Below are 21,668 nucleotides of genomic sequence, written 5' to 3' on the forward strand. Positions count from 1 at the left end.
CCGTGCCCCACCGGAGCCATCTCCGGCGGCACGGGGAATATTTCATTGGCTTTTCAGCAGGTTTAAAAGAATCTCACGGGACAGCTCCGGATCCGCGCGCCCCTGTGTCCGGCGCATCATCTGGCCGATCAGAGCTTGGAGTGCCGCTGTCTTGCCCGCGCGGTAATCCTGCGCCATGCGGGCGCAGCTGCCGATCACCTCGCGCGCCAACTCTTCCAACGCGGCCCGATCGGTGATTTTTCCGAGTCCCAGACGCTCTGCCATCTCCACAGGATCCGCATCCTCCTGCCAGAGCCGTTCCAGCAGTTCCTTTGCGGCGGCATTCCCGACAGCCCCGCTTCCCAGAAGATCCGCAAGGGCAGCCAGATGCTTATCGGAAACCGGGATTCGCTCCGTTTCCAGGCGGGCCGGATCCGCGGCAAGCAGCACCGCAAGCTGCTTGGGATATCGGGTCATCCCGGCTGCTCTCTCAAAACTGTCCGCCGCTTCCCGGGACACGGTGAGCGCCTCTGCCGTCTCGCGGGCCAGGCTCCAGCGCTCCTGCCAGCGTTCCCGGCGGGAGGAGGGCGGTTCCGGCAGCTCGCTTTTCCACCGCTCCACTGTTTCCTGTGTGAGGACAATAGGCGGCAGATCCGGCTCCGGGAAAAAGTGGTAATCCGACTGGCTTTCCTTGCGGCGCATGGAAAACGTGGTTCCCGTGCTCTCATTAAAGCCGCGCGTTTCCGGGAACAGCACGCCGCCCGCGTCCAGCACGGCGGCCTGCCGCTCCGCCTCATAGGCGATCGCCTTTGCCGCGAACTGGAAGCTGTTGAGGTTTTTGATCTCGGCACGCTCACCCAGATGCTTTTCCCCAACGGGACGGATCGAGAGGTTGACGTCACAGCGCAGCGAGCCCTCGTTCATGCGGCAGTCGGAAATACCCGCAAAGCGGATGCGCTCCCGCAGCTCCCGCAAATACGCCGTCACCTCCTCCGGACCGCGGAAATCCGGCATGGTCACGATCTCAATCAGCGGCACGCCGCAGCGGTTCAAATCCAGCAGCGTCCCGTTTTCGGTATGCAGCAGCTTCCCCGCGTCCTCCTCGAGATGGATCCGCTCAATACGAATCCGCTTTGTCCCCTCCCCGCTGGGAATGTCCAGCCATCCGCCGGTGCACAGAGGGCGGTCATACTGGGAAATCTGGTACGCCTTGGGGAGGTCGGGGTAATAGTAATTCTTGCGATCCATCTTCGACCAGAGGGAAACGCGGCAATGCAGCAGCAGGCCCGCTTTCACCGCAAGCTCCACCGCTTTTGCGTTCAGGACGGGAAGCGCCCCCGGCATTCCGGTGCAGACGGGGCAGCAGTGTGTGTTCGGTTCATCCCCGTACACAGCGGAGCAGGAGCAGAAAGCCTTGGTTTCTGTTTTCAGCTCGATGTGGGTTTCCAGACCGATCACGGTTTCATAGCGTGTGTTCATGCTTTCCCCTCCTCCAGCGCATGGGCCGCGCGGAACAGCTCTTTCTCCCCGAACGCGCGTCCGACCAGCTGCATGCCCACGGGCAGCCCCTGGTCCATCCCAAACGGCACCGAAAGAGCGGGAAGCCCCGCGATACTGGCCGGAACCACAAAAAGATCGCTGCGGTACATTGCGACCGGATCGCGCTTTTCCTCCCGCTTCCATGCCACCTCCGGCGAGGTGGGCAGAAGCAGGAAATCGTAATAGGAGAGCGCGGTGCGCAGGGAGGCCAAGGTTTTTCCCTTCAGCCGCCTGGCTTTTTCGTAGCAGGGGCCGTACTGCTCCTTGGTCAAAACAAAGGTGCCGAGCAGGATCCGGCGCTTGACTTCCCGGCCAAAGCCGCGGCTGCGGCTCTCCCGGATCCGCTCCTGCCAGTCCGCCGCGTCCGTCGCGGAAAAGCCGTAGCGAATTCCATCAAAGCGCGCCAGATTGGATGACGCTTCGGCGGAAGAAAGAATGTGATACGCCGGAAGCATATCCCGCAAAAACGGCAGGGAAAGCTCGTCCACCCGCGCCCCCAGCGTTTCCAGGCGTGCGGCGGCGCGCAGAAGCTCCCGCCGCACACCGGGCGAGGATTCCTCCAGGCTCTCCCGCACCAAAGCCGCCCGCATCCCGCGCACCCCTTCCCCGATACCCGTGAGATAATCGTCCACCGGAACGCGGGAGCTTGTGGCGTCACGCGGATCAAAGCCCGCAACAGCGGCAAGCACTGCGGCGCAGTCCGGTACATCCCTGGTCACCAGGCCAATCTGATCCAGCGAAGGGGCAAAGCCGGTCAATCCATAGCGTGAGATCCGTCCATACGTTGGGCGCAGGCCGACCACACCGCACAACGCTGCGGGCTGGCGCACCGATCCGCCCGTATCGCTTCCCAGAGCGAACACTGCTTCCCCCGCCGCGACCGCTGCCGCCGAACCGCCGGAGCTTCCCCCCGGCACGCGCGAAACATCGAGCGGATTGGCTGTGGGGCCGAAGGCTGACGTCCCCGTATCGCTTCCCATCGCAAATTCATCCATGTTCAGCTTGCCGAGCAGCACAGCTCCCGCCTGGTGCAGCCGCTCCGCCGCGTCCGCGTCATACGGCGGGATAAAATTTTCAAGCATCCGCGACGCGCAGGTGGTGCGCACGCCTTTTGTGCAGATGTTATCCTTGATCGCCATCGGGATTCCGGCCAGGAGAGGAAGCTCCTCTCCCGCCGCCAGGCGCGCGTCGATCCGATCGGCGGCAGTGAGGGCTTTTTCCCGCGTCACCGTCAGAAAAGCATGTACCTCCGGCTCACAAGCTTCTATGCGCTTCAGACAGGCGAGCGTCAACTCCCGCGCGGAACATTTCCCGCCGCGCAGAGCGCGGGCCAGCGTCTGGACCGTCCACTTCTCCCCGTTACGCATGCGCTTTCCCTCCTATCGCGCGGGGAAGGACAAAGCAGCCGTCCCGCACCGCCGGAGCGTTTTGCAGCGTTTCCTCCTGCGTCAGCGAAGGGGAGGGAACGTCCTCACGCAGAAAGGGCAGATCCTCGGGATCGTGCGCCGTCCCCTCCGGCTCCTGCATCTGCGCGGCAAATTGCAGAATCTCCTCAAAATCAGCGCGCAGCTCCTCCGTCTCCTCCGCCGTCAGGCGCAGATTGGCCAGGTTGGCGATTTCCGTGATTGAAAAATCCATGTGTTCTCCTTCTACCGGCACGCAAACGCCGATCCTTCTGTTCTCAGTATTCCTCGCCCGCGTCCAGCAGCACAATCTCGTCCGCGCTCAGCGAACAGTCCAGCGCCTGCGTCAGCTCAAGAAGCTGGTTCATACCGGAAACAGCCGCGATGGGCACGGCGGGGAAAGGCTTTCCGGCCATCCATGCCAGAACAAGGGCGGCAATCGGAACGCCGTGCGTGCCGGAAATCTCCCGCAGAGCATCCAGACGGCGATCGTTGAGCGCACAGCGGTACTCCCTGAGAGCCCCATCCCGCAGCGTTCCGGCGGCCGCCTTGGTGAAATATCCCTTGCCCATCGCGGAAAATGCCATGGTGCACAGAGTATCGGGATGCTCCTTCAACAGATCGTACAACGGCTGATCCATACAGACCAGCGTGGGATCCACCAGCTTATCATGGTCAGCGCGCGCCAGACTCCACTGGTTCTGCACACCGCAAAAGCCAGCATACCCATGCGCGGCGGCTGCTTTCGCCGCCTGCCGCACACGCTCTGTTGTCCAGTTGGACACGCCGTAGGAGAGCAGCTTCCCCTCCCGGCGGAACTGTTCCAGCAGGCCCAGCAGCTCCTCCACCGGCAGGGTGGGATCGTCCCGGTGCAGCCAGTACAAATCCACATGATCCGTCCCCAGTGCGCGGAGACTGCTCTCCAGATCGTATCGCAGCTCCTTTTCGTGCAGGCGGCTGGCAGTCATAGCGTCAAAGGGCGGATGGCCTCCCTTTGTGGAGATCACCAGGCCGTTCCTGTTCCCGTGCTGTTTGAGCCAGCGCCCCAGAATCTGCTCACTGACATTTTCTCCGTGCGGCAGCCACCGGCCATAGCAGTTCGCGGTATCGAGCAGATTTCCTCCGCGCTCCGTGTAGACGTCCAGAAGCTCGCAGGCTTCCTTTTCTCCCAGAGAATCGCCAAACTGTGCCGTACCGAGACTCACGGGGGAAACCGGAAGCGGCACACCGGGCAAACGCTTTTCCATCATAGCCTTTCTCTCCTTTTCGCCGCCGGATCCCATGCGCCCGCACAGAATCCGGGCTGTACTCTCCCGCCTTTTACAGCGTCAACTCCATCACTATTTCGTCTTCTTCACGGCCTGTTTCCACAAAACCGAACTGTACATACATAGTTTTGGCGGCGTCGTTCCCCTCTATGTAGCAGAGAACCACCTTGCCGTATCTGCCGTCCCGCTTCAGTTCCTCCAGAACCAGCTTCACAGCGGCTTTGCCGTATCCACGGCCCTGATAGCGCTCATCAATGAAAAGCTGGCTGAAATCGTAGCACTGCATGGAAGGAACATCATAATATAATCCCATCCCCACCGGCGTTTCGCCGTCGCAAATGAGAAAGGCCCGGCTGCGCTCCTTGCGGTAAGCGTAGGCCCTGGCCAACAGTCCCGCACTGTCGGAAACATACGCCTTTTGCTTCTCAGAAACCTTCAGGCCAAGTCTCCAGTTCTCCGGACCAATCTCCGTCAGATGTATCACGGCGTTATCCCTCCCGGACAAAAAATCCGAACCCCATGCGCCCGCACAGGATTCGGATTCATCTGGTTTGGTGGGCCATCAAGGACTCGAACCTTGGACCGACCGGTTATGAGCCGGCTGCTCTGACCAACTGAGCTAATGGCCCGTAAAATATAGACTCCAAAACAGATTTATTCTATCATATCTCCTGTTATTTCGCAAGAGTTATTTTTCCTCTCCTCCCCCCTGGCACTGCGGGTTTGTCATCACAAAGCGGTCATCAATATTCTTTTCGCCCCATTCGCACATGAGATCCAGAAGCGTCTCCAGAGAGCGTCCCTTGGGCGTGATGGAATACTCCACCCGCGGGGGTACCTCGGCGTACACTCTGCGCGCAATGAGCCCATCGTTTTCCAGCTCCCGGAGCTGGTTGGTGAGCGTCCGCTGGGACACCTGCGTGATGACGCGCATCAGTTCGCTGAACCGCTGGGGTCCCTGCTGGATCAGCCTATCCAGAATGAGCGGTTTGCATTTGCCCCCAATCATTTTCAGAGTTACTTCCATCTCACAGGTCACCTGTATTTTTTCCATACGCTTCTCCTTATAGTGCACTTTTTTCACTTGCTGAGAAAAATGTGCGTACTTGCTGCTATGCAGGTCGAACGGTATAATACGAGTATAGCGTAATTTTACGAATTTGCAAGACACCGCCTGGACCAGACGCCTTTGGGGAGATTGGCGCGGCTGGGCTGCGGCGGAAAATCAACAGGGAGGTTCGTATGGAATACAGGACTTTAGGACGCACCGGATTAAAGGCAAGCGAGATCGGCCTGGGCGGCGAGTGGTTCAACGGCCTGACCGTAGGGGAAACCGCTGCCATTCTGGATGCGGCGCAGGAAAACGGCATCAACTACATCGATATCTTCATGCCTCAGGCCCCTACCCGCAGCAATCTGGGAGCCGCCATGCAGGGACGCCGGGAGCAATTCATCATTCAGGGGCATCTGTGCACCGTATTTGAAGATGGACAGTATACCCGCACCCGGGATATGGAAAAAACCAGGCGGTCCTTTGAGGATCTGCTCGAACGCCTGCAAACCAATTATATTGACATCGGCATGATTCACTATGTGGACAGCGAGGAGGATTTCCAGACTGTCTTTGAGGGGCCGATTCTTGCCTATGCCAAAGAGCTGAAGGAAAAGGGGATCATCCGCCACATCGGCATGAGTTCCCACAACCCGCATATTGCGCTCCGGGCTGTGGAAAGCGGCTTGGTGGATGTGCTGATGTTCAGCATCAATCCGGCCTACGACATGGAAGCCCCGGAAACCGACATCTTCGATCTGATGGAATTCAAGGGCATGGAAAAGGATGGCCTTGTGGTGGACGAAGCCCGCCAGAAGCTGTATTCCGCCTGCGAGGCGGCTGGTGTGGCCATCACCGTGATGAAACCGCTGGGAGCCGGTACGCTTCTGAAAGCGGAAAGCTCTCCCTTCGGCGTGGCCATGACCGTACCGCAATGCATCCAGTATTGTCTGGACCGCAACGGCGTGAAGGTTGTCATTGTGGGCTGCCATACGGTGGAGGAGGTGCTGGAGGCAGTCAAGTACTACAACACACCGGCCAGCGAGCGCAGCTATTCCCATATTTTCAGCGCCGGAAACGCCATCCGTATGACAGGCCGGTGCATGTACTGTAACCACTGCCAGCCCTGCCCGTCCCACATCGACATTGCCGCCGTGACCAAATTCCTGGATCTGGCTGTTCAGCAGGACACGGTACCGGAAACAGTAGCACAGCACTATTGGGCTCTCTCCGCCACGGCGGACGATTGCCTGATGTGCGGCAGATGTGAACCGAACTGCCCCTTCGGAGTCCAAATCCGGGAAAACATGAAGCGGGCCAGGGCGGTATTCGCCCCTTCCCGCCCAGTGTAATATACCAGGAGGCCGCGCCCTGCAAAAGGCGCGGCCTCCTTTATTGATTTAAAGTTTGTTGCTCAGCAAAATATACTTTGCTTTCGCCTTTCAGCAGCTTGCGCCGCCAATCGTCACCTGCTCGAGAATCTCTTCCTTGCGCTTGAGCAGATTATCGGAAATCAGCATTTTTTCCACCTTTTCGACGCCAAGACGGTCCACGGTGCTGCCGAAGCGCTCGCCTGTCTCGCCCTTGCTCTTGAAGAGCAGGATCGCCTTTTCCACCACGTCCAGGACTTCCTCGCGCGTGAACAGACGGTTCAGCGGGGTGCCGACGCGCGTCTTTTTGCCCCAGCGGCCGCCGACATAGACCTTATACAGGGTCTCCGTCTCCTCCATGGCGCCGAACGGGCATGCCTTGAGGCAGCGGCCGCAGTTGTTGCAGATCTCGCTGTCAAACACCGGCTTACCGTTTTCCACAGCGACGCACTTCATCGGGCAGCCGGATTCCACGGCGCACTTGGCACAGGAGCGGCATTTTTCAGGGTTAAACTTCGGCACACGCTGGCCAACGATGCCCAGATCGTTGAGGTCAGGCTTCATGCAGTTGTTCGGGCAGCCGCCGACCGCAATCTTGAACTTGTGCGGCAGCGTCACACCGGCATAGCCGACATAGAAGCGGTCGTGGATCTCCTTCGCCAGTGCCTGGGTGTCATAAAGGCCGAACACGCAGGTGGTGCCTTTGCAGGCCACGACGGGACGCACGCGCGAACCGGTTCCGCCCGTCACCATGCCCTCCTGCGCCACATAGGCCTTGAAGTCCTCGATCTTCTCAAAGGGGATGCCGGGCAGCTCCACCGTCAGGCGGGAGGTGAAGGTCAGCGTGCCATTGCCGAACTTCGCGGCAGCCTCGCTCAGGCAGCGCATCTGCGCCGCGGTCAGCACACCGTTCTCTGTGATAATGCGGCCCGAAAAATTGTCGGTGCTGCGGTTGAGCAGAAAGCCCTGGCTTTTTACACGCTTGATCTCATTGGGGGAAACAGACATGGGTAATACCTCCATCCATAAAGTACACAGGAGACCGCCCCTCCGAAGGTGGCGTCTTGCAAATCAGGAAAATTTCGTGTATCGTAGGAGGGAAGAGCTTCCCTCTGCAGATACGATTTATTTTGTGCCGTAGCAGGGGTGCTCCATCGCCTTTGTCTCCTTGACAACCAGGCTGTAGAAGCGGTATCCGCCGGTGAGATTCCAGCAGTCGAAGCCATAGCCCGCCAAGATACGGCACGCAATATAGCTGCGCAGGCCGCTCTGGCAATGCACATAGATGGGCTTCTTCGGATCCAGCTCGCCGATATGCTCACGCAGCTCGTCCACCGGGATGCCGGTAAAACCCTCGATGGCTCCGTTCTCGCGCTCGGCAGGGGTACGCACATCCAGCAGCGTCACACTGCCGTCGCGCGGCAGGGAAGCAACCTCGTCCCAGTGGAAGGCCTTGATCTTGCCGGTCAGGACGTTCTCGATCGCATAGCCCGCATAGTTGACGGGATCCTTCGCGGAACCGAACGGCGGGGCGTAGCAAAGCTCCAGCTCCGTCAGGTCGGACGCGGTCATGCCGGCGCGGATCGCCACAGCCAGCACGTCGCAGCGCTTGTCCACCCCATCATAGCCGATAAGCTGCGCGCCGAGCAGGCGGCCCGTCTTTTTCTCATACAGTACCTTCATCGAAATGCCGTGTGCGCCCGGATAATAGGAGGCGTGGGACTGGTTGAAGGTGTACATTTTGTCATAGTCCAGACCGGCGGCTTTGGCGGCGCGCTCGTTCACGCCCGTCATGGCGATGGTCATGTCAAACAGCTTGAGGACCGAGGATCCCTGCGTCTGCTTGTATTCGCTCGGGATGCCGCAGATGTTGTCCGCGGCAATGCGTCCCTGCTTGTTGGCCGGGCCCGCCAGCGGGACATAAGCCTTCTGCTTGGTGACGAAATCCGTTACCTCCACCGCGTCGCCCACGGCGTAAATGTCCGGGTTCGAGGTGAGCATGTGGGAATCCACGAGGATCGCACCGCGTGCGTTCAGCTCCAGCCCGGCCTGCTTGGCCAGCACGGTGTCGGGACGCACACCTACAGACAGGATTACCATATCCGTCTCAATGGAGCCGTCGTTCAGCTTCACCGTCATTTTGCCGCCATTGTCCTCAATGGCCGTCACACCGTTTTTCAGCACAAGGTTCAGCCCCTGGCTTCTGGCATACTGGTGCACCTCGCAGGCCATATCGTAGTCCAGCGGGGCAATCAGATGATCGCTCAGTTCCACGATTGTGGTTTCCACACCCGCTTTTTTCAGGTTTTCCGCCATCTCCACGCCGATATAGCCGCCGCCGATCACCACGGCGCTGTCGGGGAATTCCTCCTCCACATATTCCCGGATTCGCTCGGTGTCCGGGATGCTGCGCAGGGTAAAGACGCGGCTGCCGTCCGCGCCGGGCAGCGGCGGAACGATCGGGGCCGCGCCGGGGGAAAGAATCAGCTTGTCGTAGGATTCCGTATATTCGCCCTCCGCGGTGCGGACGGTGACGGTTTTCGCCGCTGTATCGATCGACGTCACCTCGTTGTTGACGCGTACCTCCACATTGAAACGGGACTTGAAGCTCTGCGGCGTTTGCAGCGTCAGAGCGGATTTTTTCTTAATCTCCCCGCCGATGTAATAGGGCAGGCCGCAGTTTGCGAACGAGATATACGACCCGCGCTCCAGAACGATAATCTCCGCCTTCTCGTCCAACCTGCGCAGACGCGCCGCTGCGGATGCTCCGCCGGCCACGCCGCCGACAATCACTACCTTCATGAGAAAAGCCTCCTTCTTTATAGGGCTTCTATCCCGAAGCCCCCTGATTTCTCTTACCATAAGAGTACCATCTTTTCATGTTTTTGTAAAACGAAAACCGCAAAGATTATCAATTCGTTCACAGATTGACAGAAGGGAGGGTTCGGATGAACCAGGATCTGCTCACACATCTGCGTGAAATCACCGCCGAGGAACGCGCTCTGCTGGAAACGGGCGGCGGGATCCGCCGTGAGCGTTACTCTTCGGAAGGTGAATTCACGGTGGACAGCGGCCGCGTGATTGGCCCCGGACGGCTGATGGACGTTTCCACCCACACCCGCTTTGCTTATTTTCCACGGCACCGGCACAATTATGTGGAAATCATGTATGTCTGCGCGGGCAGCATCACCCATATTCTCAACGGGGAAAAGACTGTGGTTCTGCGGGAGGGGGATCTACTCTTCCTCAATCAGTCGTGCCGCCATGAGATCCTTCCGGCGGGGGAGGAGGATATTGGGGTCAACATCATCGTGCTGCCGCAGTTTTTCCACACCGCCTTCGGAATGCTGGGGAAAGGCAACAGCATGAGCGACTTCCTTCTGCACTGTCTGACACAGGAGGATCCCGCGCCGCTGTCGCTGCAATTTCACACCGCCGGGCTGCTCCCGGTGCAGAATCTGATCGAAAACCTGATCTGGTCTGCCGTCTACCACGATGATCCGGACAGCCGCCTGAACCAGCTCACCATGGGACTGCTGCTCCAGCAGCTTCTCCGGCACGCGGAACGGCTCTCCACCGACAGCGCCGGGATGGATAAAGTTGTCCTGCGCGCCCTGCGCTACATTGATGACCACTATGCCAACGCGAGCCTGGAGGAATTCTCCCGTGCCGTGCACCGCCCGCTGGCGGAAATCAGCCGTGCCGTGCACCGGGAAACCGGCAGCACTTTCAAGGAGCTTTTACAGAAAAAGCGTTTCCGGGAAGCCGCCGCTCTGCTTCAAAATACGTCGCTCCCTGTTTCCGATGTGGCCTATGCCGTCGGCTACAGCAATACCAGCTATTTTCACCGCCGTTTTCGGGAAATCTTCAGCGTAAGCCCCCGGGAATACCGTGAAAGTCCTGCCTGCGATCCCCACAAATAAGGACGCTGTTTTTTTCAAGCAGCGTCCTTTTTTTCTCTGCCGCCGGCGTTTACAATGAAAGCAGGAAACGGAGCGGGAAACGCCCGCGCCGCCCGCCCATGGGGCGAAGAAGGGAGAGAGCATATGGAACGGTATTATCTGGCGGTCGATATCGGCGCGTCCAGCGGAAAGATGGTTCTGGGATGGATGGAAGGAGACACGCTTTGCACCCAGGAGGTGTGGCGCTTTCCGAACGGAGCCAAAAATACAAATGGCCGCCGCTGCTGGGACACGGACGCACTGTTCCGGGAGATCTGCGCGGGACTGCGCCGCTGTGCGGAGATCGGAAAAATTCCGTCGAGCATGGGCGTGGACACCTGGGGCGTTGATTTTGTCCTGCTCGACGCCAAGGGAAACCGGCTGGGCGACGCCGTGGCCTACCGCGACAGCCGTACCGCCGGGATGGACAAAATCCTGCGCACACAAATCTCCGAGGAAGAACTGTACGCGCGCACAGGAATCCAAAAGCAGATCTTCAATACCATTTACCAGCTGATGGCCGTGAAAACGCAGGAGCCCGAACTGCTCGAACAGGCGGAGCATCTGCTGATGATCCCCGACTACCTGCATTACCTGCTGACGGGAAATATGGCTGCGGAATATACCAACGCGAGCACCACCCAGCTGCTTGACGCGAAAACGCGCACCTGGGATTTTGAACTGATCGACCGTCTCGGCCTGCCGCGCCGGATTTTCTCCGAACCGAAGCAGCCTGGCTTTGTGCTTGGTTCCCTGCGCCCGGAGCTTCAAACGGAACTTGGCTTTGACTGCCGTGTGGTTCTTCCGCCCACGCACGACACCGGTTCCGCCGTGCTGGCTGTCCCGGCACAAGAAGAAGATTTCCTCTTCCTCAGCTCGGGCACCTGGTCGCTTATCGGCATGGAGCGCCGCGAAGCGGACTGCTCCGAGACCAGCCGCCTGGCCAACCTGACCAATGAAGGCGGCTTCGGCGGCACCATCCGTTATCTGAAAAACATTATGGGGCTCTGGATGCTGCAATCCATCCGCGCGGAGCTGGGGGAGGAATATGACTTTGCCCGGCTGAGCCGTGAGGCGGAGGCTGTGGGGGAATTCCCCGCCCGGATTGATGTGGACGATCCTTCCTTTCTCGCCCCGCAGAGCATGATCGAAGCAGTGCGCGCCTACTGCACCCGCACGGGCCAGGCTGTGCCGCAATCGCCGGGAGAGCTGGCCTCCTGTGTCTATCACGGGCTGGCGCGGCGCTATCAGGATGCGGTGCGGGAACTCGAAACGCTCACCGGAAAAACCTGCCCCCGTCTGTATCTGGTGGGCGGCGGCAGCAAAGACGATTACCTGAATCGCCTGACTGCCCGCGCCACAGGCAAGGAGGTCTGGGCAGGCCCCTCCGAGGGAACGGCAGCGGGCAATCTGCTTGCCCAAATGATCGCGGACGGCGTGTTTACAGACGCGGCTCAGGCCCGTGCCGCCGTGCGCCGCTCCTTCCCCATCACCACGGTTCCAGGCGAAAGTATTCCCTCTTAAAGGAAGAAGCATAAAAGAAAGCAAGGAGGAATTTCCGTATGAAACTTTATGAAGAAGCAAAAGAGCGGTATGCCGCTCTGGGAAGCGATGCCGAGGAGGCCATGAAGCGTCTGGCGTCCATCAAAATCTCCATGCACTGCTGGCAGGGCGACGACGTCAAAGGCTTTCTGTTCCGTGATCGGGAGCTTTCCGGCGGCATCCAGGCCACGGGCAACTATCCGGGAGCAGCCCGCACGCCGGACGAGCTGCGCGCCGACATGGACAAAGCCTTCTCCCTCATTCCCGGCAAGCATAAGGTCAATCTGCACTCCACCTATGCGGATACGGAGGAATCCATCGATCTGGACGCGATTGAACCGCGCCATTACGCTTCATGGGTCCAGTGGGCCAAGGAGCACGGCCTGGGTTTGGACTTCAACCCCACCTGCTTCTCCCATGAAAAGGCGGAGAGCGGCTACACCCTTTCGAGCGCCGACGAAGGGATCCGCCGCTTCTGGATCGAGCACTGCCGCCGCAGCCGCCGCGTGGGCGAATATTTCGGAAAAGAGCTGGGACAGAAATGCGTCACAAACGTCTGGATCCCGGACGGCAGCAAGGATGTTCCGGTGGACCGCTACGCGCCGCGCCTGCGCCTGAAGGAATCGCTCGATGAAATCTTTGCTGAAAAACTGGATCCCGCCGCCAACCTTGACGCGGTGGAGAGCAAGCTGTTCGGCATCGGTTCGGAAAGCTATGTTGTCGGCTCCCATGAATTCTATATGGGCTATGCGATGAAGAATAACGTCGCCGTCTGCCTGGACGCAGGCCATTTCCATCCCACGGAGGTTATCAGCAACAAGCTGTCCTCCCTGCTCCTGTTCAGCGACGAGATGCTGCTGCACGTCTCCCGCCCCGTGCGCTGGGACAGTGACCACGTCGTGGCGCTCGACGACGAATTGCAGGAGATCGCCAACGAGGTGATCCGCAACGGCCTTGCGGACCGCATCCACATCGGCCTGGACTTCTTCGACGCCAGCATCAACCGTGTGGCCGCCTGGGTCATCGGCATGCGCAACATGCAGAAAGCGCTGCTGCGCGCCCTGCTGGAGCCCACCGCCGTTATGAAGAAGCTGGAACTCGACGGCGACTACACCGCCCGCCTTGCGTATCTGGAAGAAATGAAAGCTATGCCGTGGCAGGCTGTGTGGGATGAGTTCTGCGAGCGGCAGGGCGTCCCGGCAGGCCTTGCGTGGCTGGACGAGGTGCGCGGCTACGAAAAGAAAATCCTGGCCGAGAGAGTTTGAGAGGAGAACGTATTATGAACAACATCTTTGAAGCGCCCTTTGTGCGCGAAATGTGCCATATCACCGCCAACATGTACCGCATGGGCTGGGATGAGCGCAACGGCGGCAACATCAGCTGGATTCTCGAAAAGGAAGCCGTAGAGCAGTATCTTGACCCCGCCGCCGTGCTGCGCACTCTGCCGCTGAGCTTCGATGCCTCCGCTCTGGCGGGCCGGTATCTGATTGTCACCGGCACCGGACGCTATTTCCGCAACGTTGAGCGCTGCCCGCAGGACAACATGGGCGTGATCCGCATCGGTGCGGACGGGAAATCGTACGACATTCTCTGGGGCTTTGAGCACGGCGGCCGCCCCACGAGCGAGCTTCCCACCCATCTGATGAACCATATCGCCCGCCTGGAAGCGGATCCACAGCACCGTGTCGTCATGCACTGCCATCCGGCGAACATCCTCGCAATGACATATGTTCATGACCTCGACGACCGGGCGTTCACCAAGACGCTGTGGCAAATGTGCACCGAGTGCATCGTCGTGTTCCCGGAGGGCATCTCCGTGCTGCCGTGGATGGTCTGCGGCACCAACGCGATCGGAGAAGCAACAGCGGAGAAAATCCGTGATACGCGCGTTGTCCTCTGGGCCGCGCACGGCATCTTCGGCACGGGACGCGACATGGACGAAACCTTCGGGCTGATCGAGACGGTCGAAAAGGCCGCCGAGATCTACATCAAGATCCAGAACGTCCCGTGGAAGCAGTCGATCACAGACGCGGAACTCGCCGCACTGTGCGAGGAATTCGGCCTGACCCCCCGCGCCGGTTATCTCGATGTATAATACTTTCACCTGTGCAAAATTCGTTCCTGTTTTGAAAGAAATCGAAAGAAAGTATTGACGGGATCTCAAAAAAGGTGTACGATCCCATGTAAGAAGGGCGGAGTGGACCAAGGGCCGCTCTGCTCTTTTTCAAATGCCGTTTTTCAATGGCAGCCACAGGAGGAGAATACCAATGATTCTTTATGTCAACGCAAACGCGGGCCGTGATGGAAACGGCTCGAAGGAGATGCCCTTCCGCCGCATCGGCGACGCGGCGCGGATCGCACAGCCCGGCGATGAGGTTCTGGTCGCCCCTGGCGTGTACCGCGAATACGTCGACCCGCAGAACGCCGGTACGCCTGACGCGCGCATCACCTACCGCAGCACGGAACCGCTGGGCGCGGTAATCACCGGTGCGGAGGAGGTCAAAAGCTGGAAGCCGTATAAAGGGAACGTGTGGGTCTGCCGCATCGACAACACGGTGTTCGGCGGCTATAACCCTTACACCACTTATGTTTACGGCGACTGGTATTTTGCCGGAAAAAGCAAGCACACCGGCGCGGTGTATCTGAACGACAAGATGCTCTATGAAGCGGATTCCATTGACGCCTGCCTGGAAGGCGCGGTCTGGGAATGCTCCTGGGAACCGGAAGCTTCCGTTTACAAATGGTACGCGGAGCAGGACGGCGGAGAAACCGTCCTTTATGGAAACTTCCAGGGAAAGAATCCGAACGAGGAAAATGTGGAGATCAACGTGCGCCGCGAATGCTTCATGCCCTCCAAAACCGGCGTGGGCTATATCACCGTGAGCGGCTTTTCCATCTGCAAGGCAGCCACGACATGGGCTCCGCCCGCCGCGTACCAGGACGGTATGATCGGCCCGCACTGGTCCAAGGGCTGGATCATTGAGGACTGCGAGATCAGCAACAGCAAGTGCGCTGGTATCTCGCTGGGCAAATACCTCGATCCGGACAACGATCATTACTTCACCGTGAAGCATGTGAAGAGCCCCACACAGATGGAGCGCGACGCGGTGTGCCGCGGACAGTACCACGGCTGCCTCAAGGAAAAAGTGGGAAGCCACATCGTGCGCCGCTGCAACATCCACAACTGCGAGCAGGGCGGCATCATCGGCCGCATGGGCGCGGTGTTCTCCGTGATTGAGGACAACCACATCCATCACATCAACAACATGATGGAGCTTGGCGGCGCGGAGATCGCGGGCATCAAGCTGCATGCCGCCATCGACGTGACATTCCGCCGCAACTACATTCACCACTGCACCATGGGCATCTGGTGCGACTGGGAGGCCCAGGGTACACGCATCACGCAGAACCTCATGCACGACAACCAGCGTCCCGATTTCGCCAAGCCGCTCAAGGGCGGCATGATGAGCCAGGATATTTTCGTGGAGGTCGGCCACGGCCCCACGCTGATCGACAACAATATCCTGCTGTCGGACGCTTCCCTGCGCATCGCGACCGAGGGCGTGGCGATGGTGCACAACCTGATCTGCGGCTCCTTCACCTGCGTGGGCGGCGGCACGGGCACGCGCTACACACCGTACCACATCCCGCACCGCACGGAGGTCATGGGCTTCATGACGATCCTACACGGCGACGACCGCTTCTACAACAACATCTTTGTCCAGAAATGGCCGTCCGCATCTTACATCACTCTGCGCGACAGCAGCGAAGGACAGGACGAGGACAACCGCGAGGTCGGCACGCATGTGTTTGACGAATATCCCACCTACGATGAGTGGATTGCGATGTTCGACATGGATACCGACGTTCCCGATATGATGAAGATGGCTCCCGCCCACGAAAGCCATCTGCCCGTCTGGGTGAAGGGCAACGCTTACTTTGCCGGAGCGAGGGCATATAAGAACGAAACGGATCATCTGGTAGACGACAACCATAAGGTCCGCGTGGAGCTGGCCTTCCGTGACGGCAAGCCTGTTCTTGAGACCAACCTGTATGAATATCTGAAGGAATACCGTACCGGCATGGTAAACAGCGATATCCTTGGCTACGCCTTTGAGCCGGAGGAGCGCTTTGAGAATCCCGACGGTACGGAGATCGTGTTCGACCGCGACTACTTCGGCGGACACCGCGGCATCGGTGTCCTGCCCGGCCCGTTTGCCGGCGCACAGGACGCAGAAAAACCGCTTTGGTAAAAAATAAGGGCCCCATGCCGATGACAGATGCATCCGCATGGGGCCCATTTTTTATTGGAATATTCGTTTTATTTCACGGGATTCAGCACAGCGACTCCATAGGCCGGAAGCGAAAGTGTTTCTCCGCATGCTTTGCCGGTTTCCACATTCGTAAAGCTGCCGGGCAGAGCGATCTCCACAGCGGAATCCGAGAAATTCTGCACGAAGAAGAATTCCCGTCCCGTGGAAGCGTCGCAGCGCAGCGAAACCGTCACACCGGCGGGCAGCTCCGTATCCAGATTGCGCAGGCCCAGATCCCGGATCAGCACGCCCAGGAAATCGTTCAGGAAATCCTGACCGGTGCGGCAGGCGATATAGTAAGCACGGCCATTGCCGAAGGAGTTCACCGTCAGAGCCGGGGTTCCGGCATAGAACTCCGCCCCATACTCCGCCAGTGTACGGGCCGTTGTCACACGCACCAGCTGGCACAGATCGCCGGTCTGATATTCGCGTGCAAGACCATGCAGGCCGCTGTCCGGCAGCAGGCGCAGGGAATTTTTGTCGTGCGGGTAAAGTGCGTCGATCTCCGTCTGCTCCAGACCAAACACCGCGTCCAGACCCTGTCCCGGCGTGCCGCCGAGGAAGCACAGATCGTTTTCATCCACCACGCCGGTCCAGTAGGTGCCGACGAGAACACCGCCGTTTTCCACAAAGCGGCTCAGCTTTTCCGCGATCCCGGCGCGCAGCAGATACAGCATCGGGGCGACCACCAGCTTATACGGTGTGAAGTCCGCCTCCTCGTCCACCACGTCCACATTCACACCCTGATCAAAGAACGGGCGGTACATGGCAAGCAGGTCCTCCATAAAGCCCTTTTGGTACTGGGTATTGTGCAGGCCCTTCATCTCGCCCAGCGCCCAGCGGTTCTCCACATCGTGGATCACAGCCACACGCGCCGGGAACACGGTGCGCACCGTATCGGTGAGTGCGTGCAGGCGCTCGCCCACCCGCGCCACATCGCGGAATACGCGGTGGTCGGCGGAACCGTCGTGATCGACAACAGCCCCATGGAATTTCTCCGCACCGCCGCGGCCCTTGCGCCACTGGAAATACTGGACGCTGTCCGATCCGTGGGCCACAGCCTGGAGGGAGGACAGCTCATGCATCCCCGGGCGGCGGAGGCGTGCCACGGGCTGCCAGTTCGTTGCGCTCGGGGAGGATTCCATCATCAGGAAGGGCTCGCCCGGCTTGAGGGCGCGCATCCAGTCATGTGCCATGGCGATATACGCGGGCAGAGACTCCTGGCCGTTGTGCCAGTTCGGGTAGTTATCCCAGGAGATCACGTCGCAGACCTCACGGAATTTGCCGTAGTTCAGGCCGTCGTAGAAGCCCATCATATTGGTGGTGACAGGCACATCCGGAGAGAAGGTGCGCAGAGCATCCTTTTCCGCCTGCATGAAATCCACGGCCTGATCGGTGGTGAAGCGCTTCCAGTCCAGGATCAGATTATGGTGCGCCGTTTCGCCGATCCCCTCGATGGAGGAGGTAATCTGATCCCACGAGGAATAGCTATGGCTCCAGAAGGAGGACCAGTAAGTATGGTTCAGGTTCTCCAGTGTGCCATATTTCTTTTTGAGCCATTCCCGAAATGCTGCCTGACACAGTTCACAATGGCACTCGCCGCCGTATTCGTTCGAGAGATGCCAGAGAACCACGGCGGGATGCTTTCCAAAGCGCTGCGCCAGCGCGCTGTTCATCTGGCGCACCTTTTCCCGGTACACGGGGGACGTCCAGCAGTGGTTGTGGCGCTCGGCAAACAGGATTCTGCGGCCGTCCGGATTGACGCGCAGCACCTCTGGATATTTTTCAGCCATCCAGGCAGGGCGCGCGCCGGACGGTGTGGCCAGCACGGTATAGATCCCGTTTTCATACAGGTTCTCTATGATCTGCGCCAGCCAGTCAAAATCATACTTTCCTTCCTCAGGCTCCAGACGCTCCCAGTCAAAGATCCCGACGGACATGGCATTGCAGCCTGCCAGCTTCATCAAACGGATATCCTCCTTGAGAATTTCCGGATGATCCAGCCACTGGCCGGGGTTGTAATCGCCGCCGTGAAGCAGCACATTCCAATACTTCATTTTCAGTTCCTCCCTGTTTTCTCCATCCGCCCGGTATGGCGGCAGATAATTTCCTTTGTAAGAATACCATACTCTCCAAAAATGTAAATGGAAAAATGGAGGAACTTTTGGGAAAAATGTGAGATTTACAACTCAATCTCTCAGCAAGGCAGTGTTAAAATCTGCCTTATTGGGCCAGCAGAAAATACAGCGCAATGCCAACCACTACGACAACGCATGCCCCCACTGCCCACCAGATGGCATAGGACTTCTTTTTCCTTTCCCGCTTAACATAAACATAATTGTCATCGTCCTTCTTCGGCGCAGCCTGTTTGACCTTGGAAGGCGTTTTTTTGATTCTCTCATAATCCATGAGAAGTCTGATATTCTCGTCCAGAGGTTCTCCACACTGCTTGCAAAAATGGCGCTCATCGTCATTCTCCTGCCCGCAGCGCCGGCATTTCTTTGACATGTGCAACCCTCGCTTTCTTTATTTTACAGTTATTTCATTGTACATGCCAGCCGCAGCAGATGTCAAGCGTTACCGGAAATGCTCCGGCATTCGCACGTACAAAAGCACCTGACACCCTTTACAGCCTATGCATATGGGGGGAGCAAGGCAAAAAGCTGTTTCCTATAACGCGGGAACGGCATGACCGCAGTCAGGGCCATGCCGTTTTCTCAAAGCTTCGATTGGATTTCTCTCAGCCTCTCTTGTTAGAATGTCTCCAGATGTGCATTTTCTCCGCCTGGCTAATCAGCTCATCGCGGAACTGCGGATGCGCCACGGAAATGATCGCCTCCGCTTTTTCCCAGGTGGACAGGCCCTTGAGGTTGACCATACCATATTCCGTCACAAGGTAATGAACGTTCGCGCGGGTATCGGTGACGATGGAGCCGTTTGCGAGCGTCGGCAGAATACGGGACTGCAGGTTGCCCTGTTTATCCGTGAACGTCGACGAGCAGCAAATGAAGCTCTTGCCGCCCTTGGAAAGATACGCGCCGAGTACGAAATCGAGCTGGCCGCCCGCTCCGCTGATCGGCTTGGTTCCGGCAGACTCCGCGTTCACCTGGCCGAACAGGTCAAGGTTGACCGCGTTATTGATGGAAATGAAATTGTCCAGCTCGGAGATCACGCGGACGTCGTTGGTGTAATCCACCGGCGCGACCATCAGCTCCGGGTTATTGTCCATGTAGTCATACATTTTCTTGGTGCCGGCGCCGAAGGCATACACCTGGCGGAAACGGTTGTGGCTCTTGTTCGCGCCGGTGATCTTCCCAGCCTTCGCGATGTCCACAAACGCATCCACATACATCTCCGTATGCACGCCAAGATCCTTGAGATCCGACTGTGCAATCAGCGAACCGACCGCGTTCGGCATGCCGCCGATGCCAAGCTGCAGGCAGGCGCCGTTCGGAATCTGCTCCACAATCAGCTTCGCCACGGCCTCATCGACCTCGGCAGCGGCTCCGCCGCCGCCCATCTCGGCGATCGGGGGGTTCTGTCCCTCCACAATACCGGTCACCTTTGAGATGTGGATCCCGTTTTCCGTGCCGCCAAGGCAGCGCGGCATGTTGGTGTTGACCTCCACATAAATCTGCTTGGCACGCTCACACATAGCTCCCATGTGAGAGACACACGGACCGAAATTGAAGTAACCGTGCTCATCCATCGGGGCAACCTGGAACACAGCCACGTCGATCGGCCCCATATTCTCGCGGTAGTAGCGCGGAAGCTCGGAATAGCGGATCGGGGCATAGTAAGCCAGGCCGGAATTGACCGCGTGACGCTCAATACCGGACATATGCCAGGAGTTCCAGACAAAATGCTTCTCCGGCTCCGGAATCTTATAAATTTCCGGCACACGCATCAGAATGCCGCCGCGGATCTTCACATCCTCCAGCTCTCCCATGCGTGCCGCCAGGGCACGGTCAATCTCCTGCGGCGTGGCGATGCACCAGCCGTAATCCACCCAATCCCCGGACTTGACGGCGGCTGCCGCCTGCTCGGGCGAAACCAGTTTCTTTTGGTATTCCTCTGCAAAACTCATCGTAAAAAGCCCCTTCCAACAAATAATTGCCCGCCGCGCGGGGAAAAACAGCTCCGGCGCCCGGAGCCAATTCTTATCCATTATTTCACATTATAACTATAATTATAATATGACGCCGCACAGGGGTCAAGCGGAAGATTGCAAATTCCGATCTGCGCACCCTGGCTTGTGTTCCATGCACGCCCATGCTACAATAAGGACAGAAATGCGAAAGGCGGGAGTCAAGTGGCAATCAACCGATATATGAAGGCCGCGCTGCGGGCGATGTCCCATGCGGAAATTGATGTAAAAAAGAATTACCGTCTTCTGCGAACGGCGGAAACAGCCGCCAAGATGCCGAAGCTCAGAGGGCTTTACCGCACCTGGGAGCACCGCGTCATGAATGGGGAACACCAGGTTCCGGTGCGGATTTTCCTGCCGGGCCAGGAAACCAGCCGGAGTCTGCCGGTGCTGCTGTTCTTTCACGGCGGCGGCTGGGTAACGGGCAACATGGAAAGCTACAGTCCGGTATGCCGCGCGCTTGCGATGGCTGTAAACTGCGTTGTCGCGTCGGTGGATTACCGGCTCGCCCCCGAATACCCCTTCCCCGCCGGGCTTGAGGACTGCTACTGCGCGACGCAGGAGCTTCTGAAAAATCCCTGGCTGCTGCGCGCCTCACGTGAGGACATCACAATCATCGGGGACAGCGCGGGCGGCAACCTGGCCGCCGCCGTCTCCCTGCTGGCCCACGATCGCGGCGTCCTTCTGCCCGACCGGCAGATCCTCCTGTATCCCGCCACGGCGGATGACCACAGCGAAAGCTCCCCCTTCCCCTCCATTCAGGAAAACGGGAAGGATTATCTTCTGACATCAAAGCGGATCTGCGATTATATGGATCTGTACCTGCCGGACGCGGAGCAGCGCAAAAACCCATATTGCTCCCCGCTGAACGCGCCGGATCTCTCCAGCCAGCCGCGCACGCTCGTCATCACGGCGGAATACGATCCCCTGCGCGACGAGGGGGAAGCCTACGCCCATCGCCTGCATGAGGCCGGCGTTCCGACAGAGCTTTTCCGGATGCCGGACGCGCTGCACGGCTTTTTCTCCCTTCCGCCGCGCTTTTCCCAGGTGCGGAAAGCGCACGAGAGGATCCGTCAGTTTCTTTCCTCCACAGCCCAGGCAGAACCGAGGTGACG

Annotated in this window: 18 protein-coding genes and 1 tRNA gene; 7 read left to right on the forward strand and 12 right to left on the reverse strand. The window is 58.9% G+C overall.

What is annotated here, in order from left to right; all coding sequences use genetic code 11:
- Window positions 1–42 precede the first annotated feature (42 nt).
- The 7 genes from gatB to B5F35_RS02905 form a co-directional block, all read right to left on the reverse strand.
- A complete protein-coding gene (gene gatB / locus B5F35_RS02875; protein ID WP_087237901.1) occupies window positions 43–1,458 on the reverse strand; it encodes an Asp-tRNA(Asn)/Glu-tRNA(Gln) amidotransferase subunit GatB in 1,416 nt (471 codons plus the stop codon).
- Window positions 1,455–2,885 (reverse strand): Asp-tRNA(Asn)/Glu-tRNA(Gln) amidotransferase subunit GatA, encoded by a 1,431-nt coding sequence (gatA, locus tag B5F35_RS02880; protein ID WP_087237903.1) that lies wholly within the window; start codon window positions 2,883–2,885, stop codon window positions 1,455–1,457. Before gatA ends, gatB begins: the two co-directional genes overlap by 4 nt.
- The gene (locus B5F35_RS02885; protein ID WP_087237904.1) at window positions 2,878–3,156 is read right to left on the reverse strand and encodes an Asp-tRNA(Asn)/Glu-tRNA(Gln) amidotransferase subunit GatC; all 279 of its coding nucleotides are present in this window, start codon (window positions 3,154–3,156) and stop codon (window positions 2,878–2,880) included. The genes gatA and B5F35_RS02885 overlap by 8 nt, the downstream gene beginning before the upstream one ends.
- 43 nt (window positions 3,157–3,199) lie before the next feature.
- Entirely contained in the window at window positions 3,200–4,171 is a 972-nt protein-coding gene (locus B5F35_RS02890) for an aldo/keto reductase (RefSeq protein WP_162611312.1), read from the reverse strand.
- 70 nt (window positions 4,172–4,241) lie between these two features.
- A complete protein-coding gene (locus B5F35_RS02895) occupies window positions 4,242–4,673 on the reverse strand; it encodes a GNAT family N-acetyltransferase (RefSeq protein WP_162611313.1) in 432 nt (143 codons plus the stop codon).
- A gap of 68 nt (window positions 4,674–4,741) precedes the next feature.
- Window positions 4,742–4,818 (reverse strand) — tRNA-Ile (locus B5F35_RS02900).
- Window positions 4,819–4,877: 59 nt separating this feature from the next.
- Entirely contained in the window at window positions 4,878–5,243 is a 366-nt protein-coding gene (locus B5F35_RS02905) for a winged helix-turn-helix transcriptional regulator (protein ID WP_087237910.1), read from the reverse strand.
- Between the two features lie 188 nt (window positions 5,244–5,431).
- On the opposite strand from B5F35_RS02905, the gene B5F35_RS02910 reads away from it, so the two are divergent.
- Entirely contained in the window at window positions 5,432–6,592 is a 1,161-nt protein-coding gene (locus B5F35_RS02910) for an aldo/keto reductase (RefSeq protein WP_087237912.1), read from the forward strand.
- Window positions 6,593–6,682: 90 nt separating this feature from the next.
- Here the strand turns inward: B5F35_RS02910 and B5F35_RS02915 are convergent, their stop codons facing one another.
- Both B5F35_RS02915 and B5F35_RS02920 read right to left on the reverse strand, forming a co-directional pair.
- The gene (locus B5F35_RS02915; protein WP_087237914.1) at window positions 6,683–7,618 is read right to left on the reverse strand and encodes a ferredoxin-like domain-containing protein; all 936 of its coding nucleotides are present in this window, start codon (window positions 7,616–7,618) and stop codon (window positions 6,683–6,685) included.
- A gap of 117 nt (window positions 7,619–7,735) precedes the next feature.
- Window positions 7,736–9,412: an FAD-dependent oxidoreductase gene (locus tag B5F35_RS02920; RefSeq protein ID WP_087237916.1), complete on the reverse strand. Its 1,677-nt coding sequence runs from the start codon at window positions 9,410–9,412 to the stop codon at window positions 7,736–7,738.
- 146 nt (window positions 9,413–9,558) lie between these two features.
- On the opposite strand from B5F35_RS02920, the gene B5F35_RS02925 reads away from it, so the two are divergent.
- The 5 genes from B5F35_RS02925 to B5F35_RS02945 all read left to right on the forward strand — a co-directional run bounded on the left by B5F35_RS02925 (window position 9,559) and on the right by B5F35_RS02945 (window position 16,346).
- The gene (locus tag B5F35_RS02925; RefSeq protein ID WP_087237918.1) at window positions 9,559–10,533 is read left to right on the forward strand and encodes an AraC family transcriptional regulator; all 975 of its coding nucleotides are present in this window, start codon (window positions 9,559–9,561) and stop codon (window positions 10,531–10,533) included.
- 54 nt (window positions 10,534–10,587) lie between these two features.
- Window positions 10,588–12,075: a rhamnulokinase gene (gene rhaB, locus B5F35_RS02930; protein WP_242969375.1), complete on the forward strand. Its 1,488-nt coding sequence runs from the start codon at window positions 10,588–10,590 to the stop codon at window positions 12,073–12,075.
- Between the two features lie 38 nt (window positions 12,076–12,113).
- A complete protein-coding gene (rhaA, locus tag B5F35_RS02935; RefSeq protein WP_087237921.1) occupies window positions 12,114–13,358 on the forward strand; it encodes an L-rhamnose isomerase in 1,245 nt (414 codons plus the stop codon).
- A gap of 14 nt (window positions 13,359–13,372) precedes the next feature.
- Window positions 13,373–14,188, forward strand: coding sequence for a rhamnulose-1-phosphate aldolase (gene rhaD, locus B5F35_RS02940; RefSeq protein WP_087237922.1), 816 nt, complete (start codon window positions 13,373–13,375; stop codon window positions 14,186–14,188).
- 172 nt (window positions 14,189–14,360) lie between these two features.
- The gene (locus B5F35_RS02945) at window positions 14,361–16,346 is read left to right on the forward strand and encodes a right-handed parallel beta-helix repeat-containing protein (RefSeq protein ID WP_087237924.1); all 1,986 of its coding nucleotides are present in this window, start codon (window positions 14,361–14,363) and stop codon (window positions 16,344–16,346) included.
- Window positions 16,347–16,414: 68 nt separating this feature from the next.
- On the opposite strand, the gene B5F35_RS02950 is transcribed toward B5F35_RS02945, so the two are convergent.
- The 3 genes from B5F35_RS02950 to B5F35_RS02960 form a co-directional block, all read right to left on the reverse strand.
- A complete protein-coding gene (locus tag B5F35_RS02950; RefSeq protein ID WP_087237926.1) occupies window positions 16,415–18,463 on the reverse strand; it encodes a beta-galactosidase in 2,049 nt (682 codons plus the stop codon).
- A gap of 166 nt (window positions 18,464–18,629) precedes the next feature.
- Window positions 18,630–18,914: a zinc-ribbon domain-containing protein gene (locus tag B5F35_RS02955; protein ID WP_087237928.1), complete on the reverse strand. Its 285-nt coding sequence runs from the start codon at window positions 18,912–18,914 to the stop codon at window positions 18,630–18,632.
- Between the two features lie 232 nt (window positions 18,915–19,146).
- Complete coding sequence (locus B5F35_RS02960; protein WP_087237930.1) at window positions 19,147–20,493, reverse strand: butyryl-CoA:acetate CoA-transferase; 1,347 nt, start codon at window positions 20,491–20,493, stop codon at window positions 19,147–19,149.
- Between the two features lie 225 nt (window positions 20,494–20,718).
- Here B5F35_RS02960 and B5F35_RS02965 point away from each other — a divergent pair, with 225 nt between their 5' ends.
- Window positions 20,719–21,666, forward strand: coding sequence for an alpha/beta hydrolase (locus tag B5F35_RS02965; RefSeq protein WP_330396263.1), 948 nt, complete (start codon window positions 20,719–20,721; stop codon window positions 21,664–21,666).
- Window positions 21,667–21,668: the final 2 nt, after the last annotated feature.

This window comes from Anaeromassilibacillus sp. An200 (genome assembly GCF_002160025.1).
In the GTDB taxonomy this organism is placed as follows: Bacteria; Bacillota; Clostridia; order Oscillospirales; family Acutalibacteraceae; genus Caccousia; species Caccousia stercoris.